Genomic DNA, 13,427 nt, shown 5'->3' on the forward strand with positions numbered 1-13,427 from the left:
GGCCTGCACGGTTATCGTTCAGGCCGCCTGCATCACCCGCTTCGGGGCGAGGCCCACCGCCTGCTTCAGCGCTTCCACCAGCGATCCCTCGTCGGCGATGCCCTTGCCGGCGATGTCGAAGGCGGTGCCGTGGTCCACGCTGGTGCGGACCACGGGCAGGCCGATGGTGATGTTCACGCCGGCCTCCAGGCCCATCACCTTCACCGGGCCGTGGCCCTGGTCGTGGTACATGGCCACCACGAGGTCGAAGTCGCCGCGGGCGGCGCGGAAGAACAGCGTGTCGGCGGGCAGCGGGCCGTCCACGGCCCAGCCATTGGCCTGGCACTTCCTGATGGCGGGGATGATCTTCTCCTCCTCCTCGCCCTGGCCGAACAGGCCGTTCTCGCCCGCGTGGGGGTTGATGGCGCAGACGCCGATGCGGGGCTGCTCAATGCCCGCTTTCACCAGCGTCGCGCGGCCGCGCTCGATCACGCGGAACACCAGGCCGGGCTCGATCTTCTTGATCGCGTCGATCAGGCCGATATGCGTGGTGACGTGGATGACGCGCAGCTTCGGCGCCACCAGCATCATCGAGACCTCCGGCGTGCCGGTGAGGTGCGCCAGCATCTCCGTGTGGCCGGGGTACTTGTGGCCGGCGGCGTGCAGCGCCTCCTTGGAGAGCGGGGCGGTGCAGATGGCATCGGCCTCACCGGCCTCCACCAGCCGCGTCGCGCGCTCGATGTAGCGGAAGGCGCCCTCGCCGGAGAGGGCGGAGAGCTGGCCGAAGGGATGGCCGGCGGGGATGATGCCGAGGTCGATCACGTCCACCGTGCCGCGCTGATACCCCGCGCCGGCGGGGGTCTGCAGGGCGTTCACCTGCAGGCCGGTCTTCGTGACGGCATCGGCCTCGCGCAGGCGCGTCGCGTCGCCCACCACGAAGGGGCGGCACATCGCGTAGACGTCCTCCCGCGCCAGGGCCTTCATGATGATCTCCGGGCCGATGCCGGAGGCGTCGCCCATGGTGATGGCGATGATCGGGCGGGTATCAGTCATCACGCGGTCTCCCGGGAAAGATTGTGCAGCCGGGACAGGCTGCGGAGGATGGTGCCGTCGTCGCCGAAGGCGCCGGCCTTCGTCATGACGGGGATCTGGATGGCGCCCTGGGTAACGCCGAGGGGCACGCCGGCCTCGACCTCCTCCACCAGGCGGATGCCGTGGACGCCGAGATGGCTCAACAGGGCGCAGGCCGTTTCCCCGCCCGTGGCAAACAGGGCGCCCATGCGGCGGCCAGCGGGTTCCAGCAGGACCCCCAGCGCGGCGGCGAGGGCGGCGCCCCCGGAGAGGTCGGCGGCGGAGGCGTCGGTGATCAGCACAAGCGTGTCGTGGCCGGCGGCGAGCGAATCCGCGATCGCGCCCGCCATGGGCGCCCAGCCCGCATCGGCGGGGCCGGCGCGCAGCAGGCCGACCGGCACCTCGATGAGGACGGCGGCATCCTCGGCGACGAGGCGGGCGGCGGCGCCGCGGGACGCCTCCGCAATGCTGCCGACGACGACGAGCACGCCGTTCCGCACGGCCGGCGGCGCGGCGGGCGCGGCGCCCGTCTCCGGCAGGGCGGCGGCGAGGGCGGCGGCGATGCCGCCGGAGCCGACCCAGAAGACGTCGCCGACCATCGGCAGGCTGGCGCGGGCGAGGCTGTCGAGGTCGCCGGCCGCGGTGGCGTCGCAGACCACGGCCTCGACGCCCGTGGCCAGGGCGTCCCGCAGGGCGGCCGTGAGGGCCGCCCCGTCGCGGATCGTCCCCAGCGGCAGGTGACAGTTGGAGAGGCCGACGGAGTCCAGCACGGACGGCAGGTGCGCGCTCTCGTAGCTGTGGTCGCGCGCCCAGAGGGGGGTGGTCTCCAGCGGGGCGCCGTTCAGGTGGACGCGCCCGGCCTCGGTGGTGCGGCCGGTGGCGGGGAAGGCGGGGGCGACGATCGCCATCGCGGGGCGACCGGCTTCGCGCAAGGCATGGATGGTGGCGGCCAGTTCCGCGGCGGGCTGGCCGCGGAGGGTGGAGTCGATCTTCTTGATCAGGCCGGTGCCCGGGGCGTGGCGGGCGCGCAGCAGCGCGGCGTGGCGTGCGGCGGCGTCCTCCGGGGCCAGGCGGCGGCTGTCGGCGTCGATCGCCAGGACCTCGGCGGTCCCGCCCTCCGCGCTGTGCCAGCCGACGCTCGCCTCCAGCCCGCGGCGGGCGAAGGCGATGCCGCAATCGGCGGCGCCGGTCAGGTCATCCGCCAGGATGAGCCAGCGGCGGGTCACGCCCTCCGCCCTTCGGCCCCGGTACCCTGAGCCATGGCGTCCTCCGCCGCGGCGTCCCGGCCCGGTCCCACCCGGCGGGCGACCCAGGCCGTGAGCGGCGGCACGAGGATGGCGGTGACGATGACGCAGGCGGAGACGAGGATGGTGGCCGCCGGCGCCGCCTCGGCATAGGCGGGGTTGTTGGCCGCGACGATGGCGGGCACCGCCGCCGCGTTGCCGGCGGTGGAGGCCGCGGCGACGCCCGCGACCCCGTTCCCGCCGATGGCGCGGTCCGCGAGGAAGAGGGCGAGGCCGGTGATCACGACCACCGCGACGCCGAGGCCGAGGCCGAGGATCCCGGCCTGCCACACCTTCGTCAGGTCCAGCCCGGCGCCGAGCGCGAAGGCGAAGAAGGGGATCATCACGGGGATGGCGCGGCTGAGGAAGTCCCGCATCTCGCGGTCCAGGTTGCCGATGATCATGCCGACGAGGAGGGGCAGGATGGCGCCCACCAGCACCGGCCACTCAAAGGCCGAGAGCCCGGCAACGCCGAGGGTGACCATGGTGAGGAAGGGGCCGGATTCCAGCGTCATCACGGTGTAGGCGCCGACGTCGCGCGGCTGGCCGTACTGGCCCATCAGCGCCATGTAGAGGCCGCCATTGGTGTCGTTCATCGCGGCGACGATGGCGAGGGTGGAGAGGCCGGCGAAGATGCCGGCGGACACCGGGGCCTCGCCGAGGAACTGGCCGACGATGATGCCGAGCAGGGCGGCGATGCCGACCTTCGTGGCCAGCAGCGTGCCACCCTTCTTCAGGATATAGGGGGTGGCCTTGAAGTCGATGCTGGCGCCCATGCAGACGTAGAACACCGCCAGGATCGGCAGGGACCCGGTGAAGAGCGCGCCGGTGAAGGAGCCGAAGAACTTCGGCGTGGCCGGGAAAAGGGTGGCGATGATCGCGCCGAGGGCGAGGGGCACGACCATCATGCCGCCGGGCACGCTCTCGATGGCGCGCTTGATGGGAATCTGCATGGGCGTTCTCCGATGGCGCCCGAGGCGGGGCGACCGGCTGCATGGGAGGCGGGATCGGTGGGGCTGATGTCGCGTCCGGCAGGGCGAAGTCAATGCATTTATGCGCGAAACGCGCAAAAATGCGGGAAGGTGGGCAAGCTGGCCTTCTTCGCAGTTGCGGCATGAGAACCGGGCCGGAAACCACACGAAGTCACGGCTCCGCACGGGGATGATCGGAGCGCGAAGTTGGCTCTCGACATTTCTGCTCGGTACGCGCAAAAGGCCCGCGCAATTTGATCATGTAGAGGACTAGCGGGGGCGGCATCTTTCGCCACCCCGGTTGGGAGGAGCATCGCCCCGCGCGCTGCCGCCTCTCGGTCCCCAAGGACGGAGCCGACCGACATGATGAGCCTCGCCCTTCCCGACGCCACCGCCGATGCCGCGCTGCTGGAGGCCCTGGCGGCGATCGTCGGCCGCCAGCACGTCGTCGCGCCCGACGAGGACCAGGAACCCTACGTTGTGGACTGGCGCGGGCGCTATCACGGGCGCGCCGCCGCGGTAGTGAAGCCGGCCGATACTGCGGGGGTGGCGGCCGTCGTGCGCCTCTGCGCTGAGCGGGGCGTGACCGTGGTGCCGCAGGGCGGGAACACCGGCATGTGCGGCGCGGCCACCCCGGACGCCTCGGGACAGGCGGTGGTGCTGCGGCTGGACCGGCTGAACCGCGTGCGCGCCGTCTCCGCGCTGGCGAACTCCATCACGGTGGAGGCGGGCTGCATCCTGCAGGTGATCCAGGAGGAGGCGGCGAAGGTGGACCGCCTCTTCCCGCTCTCCCTCGGGGCGGAGGGAAGCTGCCAGATCGGCGGCAACATCGCGACCAATGCCGGCGGCACGGCCGTGCTGCGCTACGGCAACACGCGGGAGCTGGTGCTGGGGCTGGAGGTGGTGCTGCCGGACGGCACGGTGCTGGATCGCCTCCACGCGCTGCGGAAGAACTCCTCCGGCTACGATCTGAAGCAGCTTTTCATCGGGGCGGAGGGGACGCTCGGCATCGTCACGGCCGCTTCCCTGAAGCTGTTCCCGTGCCCGCGCGTCTCCGCGCTGGCGATGGTGGCGCTGCCGGAGATCGAGGCGGTGCTGACGCTGATGGGGCGGCTGCGCGGCGCCGTGGGCGACCGGCTGGCGAGCCTGGAGGCGATGTCGCGCGGGCAGATCGAGGTGATCGCGGAGCACGTGCCGGACGTGGCGATCCCCTTCGCGCTGGAGGCGCCCTGGTACCTGCTGATCGAGCTGACGGACACGCTGGCCGCGACCGACCTCCGCACCCCGCTGGAGGAGGTGCTCGGCGCCGCCTTCGAGGAAGGGCTGGTGACCGATGCCGTGATCGCGGAGAGCGGGGCGCAGGCCGAGGCGCTGTGGAAGATCCGCCACTCCGTCTCCGAGGGCAGCAAGCGCGCGGGCTACGTGGTGAGCCATGACAGCGTGGTGCCGCTGGAGAACCAGGCGCTCTTCGCGCGCAACGTGGAGCGGCGCATTGCCGAGGTGGCGCCGGAGGCGCGCATCGTGATGCACGGCCATATCGGCGACGGGAACATTCACGTCCTCGCCATCCTGAACCCGCAGCAGTACCCGGATGCCGCGGCCGCCGCGCCGATGGTCGCGAAGATCAACGCGGTGGTGGACGACGAGACCGCGGCCCTGGGTGGCGTGATCAGCGCCGAGCACGGCATCGGCATCAGCAACCGCGGCCGCCTTGGCCGCGTGACGAACCCGGCCGAGATCGCGCTGATGCGCCGCGTGAAGGCGCTGCTGGACCCTGCCGGGCTGATGAACCCCGGCAAGGTCCTGCCGCCCGAGGCCTGAACACCTTTCCCGCAGATTCCCAAAGAGGAAACGCCGTGAACCGCCGCACCCTGCTCGGAACCGCCTTCGGCTCCGCCCTGCTTCCCTCCCTTGCCCGTGCCCAAGGGGGCAACTCTGGCGGCAACTGGCCGACGCGGCCGATCCGCATGGTCGTGCCCTATCCGCCGGGCGGCGCGACGGACGTGATCGCGCGCGTCTATGCCGACCATATGAGCCAGACGCTGGGCCAGCCCGTGGTGATCGAGAACCGCCCGGGCGCCAGCGGCAACATCGGCACCGACGCGGTGGCGAAGGCGAACGACAACCACACGATCGGCTGCGTCACTGTCTCCAACTTCTCGATCAACCAGTACCTCTACAAGAACGTCCCCTACGACATCGAGCGCGACCTGAAGCCTGTCGCGCTGGGCTGGGAGTTCCCGAATATCGCCGTGGTGGCGCCGGGCAAGGTGCAGGCGAAGACCCTGCAGGAGTTCATCACCTGGGCGAAGGCCAAGCGCGGCGGCATCACCTACGGCTCCACTGGCGTCGGCACCACCACGCACCTCTCCTCCGCCATGCTGTTCTCCCGGCTGGGGATTGAGGCGGTGCACGTGCCCTACCGCGGCGCAGCGCAGATCCAGCCGGCGCTGCTGAGCGGCGACATCGACTTCGCGATCGACGGCGTGGCCTCCTACCAGGCGCTCGTCGAGGCCGGGCAGATCCGCGCGCTGGCGGTGACGAGCGCGGAGCGCTGGCCCACCGTGCCCTCCGTTCCGACCATGGCGGAATCCGGCGTGAACGACTTCGTCGTGACGGTGTGGGGCGGCTTCGTGGTCCCGGCCTCCACGCCGGACGCGGTGGTGGAACGGATCAACGCCGCGCTGAAGGCGACGGTGGACGACGCCACCCAGCGGGAGCGCTTCGCCCGCGTCGGCGCCAAGCCGATCTGGACGACGGCGGCCGACGCCGCGGCGCGCGCGGCGCGGGAGCGGCCGATGTGGCGGGAGACGATCGAGAAGTCCGGGGCGCAGGCGGACTGACCCTTCGTTTTCGGTCCGTGGCCAGGGAGAGGAAGAAGGAATTCTTCCTCTCCCCGGACCCCTCTCCATCATCTTCTTCTCGGCTTTGGAGTCATTCGGCTGGCGGTACGCCTCGGGTCGACGACCCGAGGCGACTGTAAGGGCAGGATAGACCCGGTTGCGCAGAGATCCCGCATCAGGACGGCGCGGCGGCAGCCAGATGGGGATCCAAGGGCCTCAGGCCCTTGGCGGGGGTCCAGGGGGCGGAGCCCTCTGGTGCTGTTGTCCCCAGCCGCCACGCGTGATGGGATCGTGCCTATGCCCCGCGCCAGGACCGTTCCGGAGAGGAGTGACGAGCCGCGGCTGAACCTGCGGCTTGACCTTGGCGGCGGCCTGCGGGTCGGGCCGGGCAAGGTGCGGCTGCTGGAGGAGATCGGGCGCGCCGGCTCCATCTCGGCGGCCGGGAGGGCGCTGGGCATGTCCTATCGCCGGGCCTGGGAACTGGTGGAGGCGCTGAACCGCGGCTTCGGCGCGCCCGTGGCGGAGACGGCGGCGGGCGGTGCGGGCGGGGGCGGGGCGAGGCTGACGGCGCTGGGGGATGAGGTGGTGCGGACCTACCGCGCCATCGAGGCGGAGGCGAACGCGGCCGCCGCCGCGCGCCTGGCGGCGCTGGCGGGGCGCGGGGTAGGCTGATCCGCGGTTGTTTCCGGGGTTGTTTCCGGGGCCTCGGCTTTCGATCTGCGGACCATGAGCACCACGGTCCTGGAAGGGCAGGCGGTCCGCTTCCCCTTCGACAATTCCTATGCCCGGCTGCCGGAGCGCTTCCACGCGCGGCTGGACCCGACGCCCGTGGCGGCGCCGCGGCTGCTGCGGCTGAACGACGCCCTGGCGCGGCGGCTGGGGCTGGATCCGGCGGCGCTGGCCCTGCCGGAGGGCGTAGCGGTGCTGGCGGGGAACCGCGTGCCGGAAGGGGCGGAGCCGCTGGCGGCCGCCTATGCGGGGCACCAGTTCGGCAACTTCGTGCCGCAGCTCGGGGATGGGCGGGCGATCCTGCTGGGCGAGGTGGTGGCGCCGGACGGGGCGCGGTTCGACGTGCAGCTGAAGGGTTCGGGGCCCACCCCCTTCTCCCGCCGTGGGGATGGGCGGGCGGCGCTGGGGCCGGTGCTGCGGGAATACCTTGTCAGCGAGGCGATGGCGGCGCTGGGCGTGCCGACCACGCGCGCCCTGGCGGCCGTGGCCACGGGGGAGGAGGTTTACCGCGAGACGGCGTTGCCGGGCGCGGTGCTGACGCGGGTGGCGAGCAGCCATATCCGGGTGGGCAGCTTCGCCTACTTCGCGGCGCGCGGGGACGTGGAGGCGCTGCGCGTGCTGGCGGACCACGCCATCGCGCGCCACTACCCCGGGCTGGCAGGGGCGGCGAACCCGTACCGGGCGCTGCTGGACGGGGTGATCGCGCGGCAGGCGGCGCTGGTCGCGCGCTGGATGGGGATCGGCTTCATTCACGGGGTGATGAACACGGACAACACCTCGATCTCCGGCGAGACGATCGACTACGGGCCCTGCGCCTTCATGGACGCCTACGATCCCGCCACGGTGTTCAGCTCCATCGACCAGTTCGGGCGCTACGCCTACGGCAACCAGCCGCGGATCATGCAGTGGAACTTGGCGCGGCTGGCGGAGGCGCTGCTGCCGCTGCTGGCCGAGACGGAGGAGGCCGCGCTCGCCTCCGCCAACGAGGCGCTGGCGGGTTTCGCCCCGGCCTTCGAGGGTGCCTATCTGGAAGGCCTGCGCGCCAAGATCGGGCTGCCCGGCGGGAGCGCGGGAGACGCGGCGCTGGCGGGCGAGCTGCTGAAGGCGATGGCGGAGAACCGGGCGGACTTCACCCTGACCTTCCGCCGGCTCTGCGATGTGGCAGAGGGGCGCGCGGTGGAGGGGGATGCCTCCGTGCGCGGACTCTTCGCCGACCCGGCCGCCTTCGATGCCTGGGCGGTGCGCTGGCGGGCACGGCTGCTGGAGGTGGGTGGCGATCCGATGGCGCGGGCGGCGGCGATGCGGGCGGTGAACCCCGCGGTGATCCCGCGCAACCACCTCGTCGAGGCGGCCCTGGCGGCGGCCCGGGGCGGCGACCTCGCGCCCTTCGAGGCGCTGCTGGAGAGCACGGCCCGGCCCTACGAGGACCAGCCGGGCGCGGATGTTCTGCCGCAGGGGGCGGAGGAGCCCTATGTCACCTTCTGCGGGACCTGAAGGAGGAGCTCACCTCGCGCAAGGGTGACATCCATCCGGTGGATACGAGGTATTCGCTTGGTCGAGTGGAGCTGCCGGGCCTAGCGGTCCATACCGTCGCCAACGACGACGACATGGTGCCGCCGCCATCCATTCGGGACATGGACTGATGTTTTCCAGGACGATTCGCACCCTTGCCCTCGCCGCCGCGCTGGTGGGCCCGGTGATGGCCGGTGCGGCCCATGCGGAGACGGGCGCCCCGGCCTTCGGCGCCCCCTCCCTCTACAAGAGCTGGAACCCGGCCGATGCGGCCCGCACGCCGCTCGCCTCCCCGGAGGTGAACAGCCCCGCGCAGAGCATGCTGCAGGAGAGCGGCGCGACGGGCGGGGGCGGCCAGCACGCCTGAGCGGATCCGGGGCTTCAGTGCCCCGGAGCGATGACGGAAAGGGGCCGCCGGGCGATCCGGCGGCCCCTTCTCGTTCCTGGGTGCTACCCGTCCAGGCGGATGTTGAGGTCGCGGATGAGGGGGCGCCAGACCGTGTTCTCCGCCTGCACGTACTCGGCCATGCCGGAGGGGGTGCGGGGCACCAGCTCCGCGCCGATATCCTTCATCTGCTTCGAGACCTCGGGGCTCTCGATGGCGGCGCGGAGAAGGGTGTTCAGGCGCTCCACCACCGGGGCGGGCGTGCCTGTGGCGACGGCGATGCCCTGCCAGCCATAGGCGACGGCCCTGGGGTAGCCCAGCTCCACCGCCATGGGCACGGAAGGTGCGGCGGCAGCGCGGCTGTCGCCCATCATCACCAGCCCGCGGGCGCGGCCGGTAGAGAGGTAGGGCAGGCCGTTGGTGATGTCGGCGACGACGCAGTCCACCTGGCCGGCGACGAGGTCGTTCAGCACGGCCGGCATGCCGCGATAGGGCACGTGCGTCGCGTCCAGCCCGGAGTGACGCTTCAGCACCTCCATGGCGAGCTGGTGCGGGGAGGCGACGGCGGGGGTGCCGTAGGTGACCGTGCGGCGCTTCGATTCGGCGAGCAGGCCGGCGAAGTCCTGGAAGGGGCTTTCCGGCCGCACCAGCACCAGCATGGGAAAGCGGCCGATAAAGCCGACATTCACCAGGTCCCGGTCGGGGTCGAAGGGCAGCCGGGCGTAGAGGGCGGGGTTGTAGACGAGGATGCCGTTATCCGTGTGCAGCAGCGTGTGGCCGTCGGCGGGGGAACGGATGACGTTCTCCGTGGCGACGATGGCGCCGCCGCCGGGACGGTTCTCCACCACGATGGACTGGCCGAGGGCCGGGCCCATCTGTCGGGCGATCAGGCGCGCGAAGATGTCGCTGGCACCGCCCGCGCCGTAGCCGACCACCCAGCGGAGGGAGCGGTCGGGCCAGGGCCCCTGTGCGCGCGCCGCGCCCGACAGCGCCATGCCCGCCCCGGCGCCGAGCGCCAAGCGGGTGAGATCCCTTCGTCCGAACATGCAGCAGCCTCCTGATGGTTATGCCGCCGCGCGCTGCGCTTCCCTCTTCCCCGTCCGGTTCAGTCCGGCAGCACGGGCGGTTTGGCGAGCCCTTCGGCCCGCAGTCTCTCCACCAGCGCGCCGAGGCGTTGGCGGCGATAGGATTCGAGATCCAGGCCGGAATAATCCATGAAACCCTGGCCGGTGTGAAGGCCGATCCGGCCCCTCTCCATGTTGCGCTCGATCACCTCCGGGGCGCGGTAGCGCTCATGGCCGAGGGCGCCGGTGAGATAGCGGCTGGCGTGGTAGAGGATGTCGCCACCGCCCCAGTCGATGAACTCCAGCACGCCGAGGACGCCGAAGCGGAAGCCGAAGCCGTACTTGACGGCCTTGTCGATCTCCTCGGCGCTGGCGACGCCTTCCTCCACCATGCGCGCGGCCTCGTTCATCGCGAGCGTTTGCAGGCGCGGGACGATGAAGCCGGGGGTGGCGGCGCAGGTGACTGGGACTTTGCCAACGGATTCGAGAATGGCGTGCAGGCGCGCGACCGTCTCCGGCGCGGTGTGGCGGCCGGGTGAGACCTCGACGAGGGGAATGATGTAGGCGGGGTTGAGCCAGTGCGCGTTCAGGAAGCGCGCGGGGTCCGCGACGGCGGGGGAGAGGTCGTCCACCAGGATCGTGGAGGTGGTGGAGGCCAGGATGGCGTCGGGTGCCATCAGGGCGGAGGCGCGGGCGAGGATGTCGCGCTTTAGGTCGAGGATTTCCGGCACGCCCTCGAAGACGAGGCCGGCGCGGGCGAGGATTTCCGGCGCCTGCTCGTCCGGTGCGACGCGCACGCGGGTGAGGATGGCGTCGGCCTGCGCGGGATCGAAGAGGCCGAGTTCGGCCAGGGTGCGGAGGGCTGCGCCGATCTCGGCCAGCGCTTCCGTCTCCAGCTTCGCGAAGGCGGTGGGATCGCGCGGCTTGGCGTCCAGCAGCACCACGTTGTGGCCTGCATAGGCGAATTGCACGGCGATGCCCCGGCCCATGCGGCCGGCGCCGAGGCAGGCGACGGGGATGCGGTCAGAAGCCATGCTTCAGCACCCGGTCGATCCCGGCGCGATCCAGCCCGCCCAACCCGGCATCGGCCAGGGTGCGGCCGGAATGGTCCGGCATGTCGCCCCGGATGGCGGCACCGATGGAGGAGAAAGCGCGGGCCAGCGGGGTGGGCACGCCGGCCAGCTCGGCGGCGGAGATGATGAGGGAGAGGCCGAGGCGCAGGTCCTCCATCATGTAGCGGTGCTGCGTGAGGATGATCTTCTCGCGCCAGTCGCCGGATTCCGTCAGTCGGTCATGGCTGGCGCGGCCGTACATCCACTCCTCACCCTCCTTCGCGTAGTGGTGGGCGAGGGGAAAGTGCGGGGCGCCGTAGCCCAGGGCCTCGCGAACCGCGATGCGCTCGGCGTCCAGCGCGTCCGTGGTGCGGCGGATGGCGGGGACGGTGCCCTCGTTGTGGATGTCCCACTTCTCGAAGTGCTCGAGCGGGCCGGCGTTCATGATGATGAGGGGCGGGTGGATGATGGCGCCCGCGTTCATCAGCGCGCCGGACAGGGCGTCGCCGCAGGGCTCGATGGCACCGGGGAAGGCCTGGCCAATCACGGCCAGGGCGTGGCCCGCGGCGTCCAGCGGGAAGACGCCCGTGGGCAGGCGCGTGGCGCGGGTGGTGATGGCGACCTGATGCGGGCCGTGCTTGCGGGCCAGCCAGGGCAGGGTGCCGGTTTCGGCGAAGGCACCGCGGGGCTTGCGGCCGATTTCGTGGAGGGCGCGGGCCATCAGCACGGTGCCGAGGGTTCCCGGCGGCAGAAAGACGACCTGGCCATCCTCCAGCACCGGGGCCAGCAGGCGGGCTATGTCGGCCTGCGCGGTGGCGGGGGCGGGGCAGAGGATCAGGGCTGCGCCGCGCACCGCTTCCGCAATGTCGGTGGTGACGAGGGCGAGGCGGGCCTCGTGGGTTCCCTTGGCGTCCTTCACGGAGATCGTGCCGCCCTGCGCCTTGTGCGCGGCCACCGCCTCCGCGTCGCGCCGCCACAGGCGGACCTCGTGGCCGTTCAGGGCCATGTCGCCGGCGGCGGCGAAGGAGCCGTTGCCGCCCCCGAGGACGGCGATGCGAAGCGTCATGCGGGGGTTCCGACCAGGGGGCGCAGCTCGAAGTGCCGGACCTTGCCGAGGGCGGTCCGGGGCAGGGCATCGGTGAAGATCACGTCCCGCGGCACCTTGAAGCGGGCGAGGCGGGCGGCGACGTGGGCGCGGACACCATCTGCATCTACCGTGCAGCCAGCGCGGAGGACGAGGAAGGCCACCGGCACCTCCTGCCACTTCGGGTCGGGGGCGCCGAGGACGGCAGCCTCCGCCACGTCCGGGTGCTCCAGCAGCACGCGCTCCAGCTCGGCGGGGTAGATGTTCTCGCCGCCGGAGATGATCATATTCTTCTTGCGGTCGTGCACGGTGAAGTAGCCGTCCGCGTCGCGCGTGGCGATGTCGCCGGTGCGGTACCAGCCGTCGATGGTGCAGGCCGCCGTCGCTGCCTCGTCACGCCAGTAGCCGGTGAAAAGGTTGCGGCCGCGCAGAAGGACTTCGCCGGGGGTGCCGTGGGGGAGCTCGCGGCCGCTGTCGTCGGCCACCTTGGCCTCGCAGAGCAGGCCGGGGAGGCCGGTGGAGGTGCCGCGGGAGAGATCGCCGCCGAGGCGCGTGTAGACGGCGATGGGGCAGCTTTCCGTCGCGCCGTACACTTGCAGCAACGGCACGCCGCGGACGGTGACGGCATCGATCAGCGCCTGGTGGACGGGTTCGGAGCCGGTGGAGATGGCGCGGAGGGAGGAGAGGTCGGCATCCGCCCAGCCTGGTGCGGCCAGCAGGGCGCGGATCACGGCGGGAACGGTGAGGAGGAGGGTGGGGCGGTCCCTCGCGATGCTCTCCAGCGCCGTGTCGGGCGCGAAGCGGGCGTGGATCGTGACGGTGGCGCCGGCCTGCAGGGCGGGCGTGGTCTGGATGTTCAGGCCGCCGACATGGAAGAAGGGCAGGGCGGAGAGGATGTGGTCCTCCGCCGTCATGCCGTGCAGGTGGTGGCTCATCACCGCGTTGTGGAACAGGGCTTCTTGCCGCAGCAGCGCGCCCTTCGGGCGGCCGGTGGTGCCGGAGGTGTAGACGAGCAGCAGAGGGTCTTCGAGCGTGCCGGGGCATTCCGCGTCCGCGTCGCCTGCGGGGATGTGCAGCGGGATGGCCGGAAGGTCCGGCGCGGCCTCGGCGAGCGTCGCCGCGAAGGCGGGCTCCACGAAGCAGAGGCGGGCTTCGGCATGATCGAGGATGTAGCGCAGTTCCGGCACGGCGAGGCGCCAGTTCAGCGGCAGCAGGATCGCGCCGAGCCGGGCGCAGGCGTAGAGCAGGGCGAGATAGACGGGATGGTTGGTGGCCAGCACCGCCACGCGGTCGCCGGGCCGCACGCCGTGGTCCACGCGCAGCGCGTGGGCGGCACGCGCGATCATGGCGGAGAACTCGGCGTAGGAGATCGCCGCCCCTTCGAAGCGCAGGGCGGTCTTGGCGGGGGCGAAGGCGGCGTTGCGGTCGATGAGGGTGGCGAGGTTCGTCACGCC

At 71.9% G+C, this 13,427-nt stretch carries 12 protein-coding genes; 5 read left to right on the plus strand and 7 right to left on the minus strand.

Features of this window, described 5'->3' with window-relative positions:
• Positions 1–18: 18 nt before the first annotated feature.
• The 3 genes from pdxA to VQH23_RS11545 are packed head-to-tail and all read right to left on the minus strand — an operon-like array spanning position 19 to position 3,286.
• On the minus strand, positions 19–1,032 hold the full coding sequence (gene pdxA, locus VQH23_RS11535; protein WP_338665787.1) for a 4-hydroxythreonine-4-phosphate dehydrogenase PdxA: 1,014 nt from the start codon (positions 1,030–1,032) through the stop codon (positions 19–21).
• Positions 1,032–2,276 carry a four-carbon acid sugar kinase family protein gene (locus tag VQH23_RS11540; RefSeq protein ID WP_338665788.1) on the minus strand — a complete coding sequence of 415 codons (1,245 nt, stop codon included), beginning with the start codon at positions 2,274–2,276 and terminating at the stop codon, positions 1,032–1,034. Before VQH23_RS11540 ends, pdxA begins: the two co-directional genes overlap by 1 nt.
• A complete protein-coding gene (locus VQH23_RS11545) occupies positions 2,273–3,286 on the minus strand; it encodes a 2-keto-3-deoxygluconate permease (protein ID WP_338665789.1) in 1,014 nt (337 codons plus the stop codon). The genes VQH23_RS11540 and VQH23_RS11545 overlap by 4 nt, the downstream gene beginning before the upstream one ends.
• A 381-nt stretch (positions 3,287–3,667) precedes the next feature.
• Between VQH23_RS11545 and VQH23_RS11550 the strand changes: the two genes are divergently transcribed.
• The 5 genes from VQH23_RS11550 to VQH23_RS11570 all read left to right on the plus strand — a co-directional run bounded on the left by VQH23_RS11550 (position 3,668) and on the right by VQH23_RS11570 (position 8,755).
• Positions 3,668–5,125, plus strand: a complete 1,458-nt coding sequence (locus VQH23_RS11550) for an FAD-binding oxidoreductase (RefSeq protein ID WP_338665790.1) — start codon at positions 3,668–3,670, stop codon at positions 5,123–5,125.
• A 35-nt stretch (positions 5,126–5,160) separates the two neighbouring features.
• Positions 5,161–6,147, plus strand: coding sequence for a tripartite tricarboxylate transporter substrate binding protein (locus VQH23_RS11555; RefSeq protein ID WP_338665791.1), 987 nt, complete (start codon positions 5,161–5,163; stop codon positions 6,145–6,147).
• 297 nt (positions 6,148–6,444) lie between these two features.
• On the plus strand, positions 6,445–6,819 hold the full coding sequence (locus VQH23_RS11560) for a LysR family transcriptional regulator (RefSeq protein ID WP_338665792.1): 375 nt from the start codon (positions 6,445–6,447) through the stop codon (positions 6,817–6,819).
• Positions 6,820–6,873: 54 nt separating this feature from the next.
• Positions 6,874–8,370: a protein adenylyltransferase SelO family protein gene (locus VQH23_RS11565; protein ID WP_338665793.1), complete on the plus strand. Its 1,497-nt coding sequence runs from the start codon at positions 6,874–6,876 to the stop codon at positions 8,368–8,370.
• Between the two features lie 148 nt (positions 8,371–8,518).
• Positions 8,519–8,755 (plus strand): hypothetical protein, encoded by a 237-nt coding sequence (locus tag VQH23_RS11570; protein WP_338665794.1) that lies wholly within the window; start codon positions 8,519–8,521, stop codon positions 8,753–8,755.
• A gap of 83 nt (positions 8,756–8,838) precedes the next feature.
• Here the strand turns inward: VQH23_RS11570 and VQH23_RS11575 are convergent, their stop codons facing one another.
• The 4 genes from VQH23_RS11575 to VQH23_RS11590 are packed head-to-tail and all read right to left on the minus strand — an operon-like array spanning position 8,839 to position 13,424.
• Positions 8,839–9,819: a tripartite tricarboxylate transporter substrate binding protein gene (locus tag VQH23_RS11575; RefSeq protein ID WP_338665795.1), complete on the minus strand. Its 981-nt coding sequence runs from the start codon at positions 9,817–9,819 to the stop codon at positions 8,839–8,841.
• Positions 9,820–9,878: 59 nt separating this feature from the next.
• A complete protein-coding gene (locus VQH23_RS11580; RefSeq protein ID WP_338665796.1) occupies positions 9,879–10,871 on the minus strand; it encodes a 3-hydroxybutyryl-CoA dehydrogenase in 993 nt (330 codons plus the stop codon).
• Positions 10,861–11,955 (minus strand): NAD/NADP octopine/nopaline dehydrogenase family protein, encoded by a 1,095-nt coding sequence (locus tag VQH23_RS11585; protein ID WP_338665797.1) that lies wholly within the window; start codon positions 11,953–11,955, stop codon positions 10,861–10,863. Before VQH23_RS11585 ends, VQH23_RS11580 begins: the two co-directional genes overlap by 11 nt.
• Complete coding sequence (locus VQH23_RS11590; RefSeq protein WP_338665798.1) at positions 11,952–13,424, minus strand: AMP-binding protein; 1,473 nt, start codon at positions 13,422–13,424, stop codon at positions 11,952–11,954. Before VQH23_RS11590 ends, VQH23_RS11585 begins: the two co-directional genes overlap by 4 nt.
• Positions 13,425–13,427: the final 3 nt, after the last annotated feature.

Origin of the sequence: Pararoseomonas sp. SCSIO 73927, from assembly GCF_037040815.1 — a bacterium.
In the GTDB taxonomy this organism is placed as follows: Bacteria; Pseudomonadota; Alphaproteobacteria; order Acetobacterales; family Acetobacteraceae; genus Roseomonas.

What these genes read in the sequence shown, in the direction of transcription:
- pdxA (WP_338665787.1), bottom strand. Translation starts at nt 1,032, where the DNA reads ATGACTGATACCCGCCCGATCATCGCCATCACCATGGGCGACGCCTCC.
- VQH23_RS11545 (WP_338665789.1), bottom strand. Translation starts at nt 3,286, where the DNA reads ATGCAGATTCCCATCAAGCGCGCCATCGAGAGCGTGCCCGGCGGCATG.
- VQH23_RS11550 (WP_338665790.1), top strand. Translation starts at nt 3,668, where the DNA reads ATGATGAGCCTCGCCCTTCCCGACGCCACCGCCGATGCCGCGCTGCTG.
- VQH23_RS11560 (WP_338665792.1), top strand. Translation starts at nt 6,445, where the DNA reads ATGCCCCGCGCCAGGACCGTTCCGGAGAGGAGTGACGAGCCGCGGCTG.
- VQH23_RS11565 (WP_338665793.1), top strand. Translation starts at nt 6,874, where the DNA reads ATGAGCACCACGGTCCTGGAAGGGCAGGCGGTCCGCTTCCCCTTCGAC.
- VQH23_RS11570 (WP_338665794.1), top strand. Translation starts at nt 8,519, where the DNA reads ATGTTTTCCAGGACGATTCGCACCCTTGCCCTCGCCGCCGCGCTGGTG.
- VQH23_RS11575 (WP_338665795.1), bottom strand. Translation starts at nt 9,819, where the DNA reads ATGTTCGGACGAAGGGATCTCACCCGCTTGGCGCTCGGCGCCGGGGCG.
- VQH23_RS11580 (WP_338665796.1), bottom strand. Translation starts at nt 10,871, where the DNA reads ATGGCTTCTGACCGCATCCCCGTCGCCTGCCTCGGCGCCGGCCGCATG.
- VQH23_RS11585 (WP_338665797.1), bottom strand. Translation starts at nt 11,955, where the DNA reads ATGACGCTTCGCATCGCCGTCCTCGGGGGCGGCAACGGCTCCTTCGCC.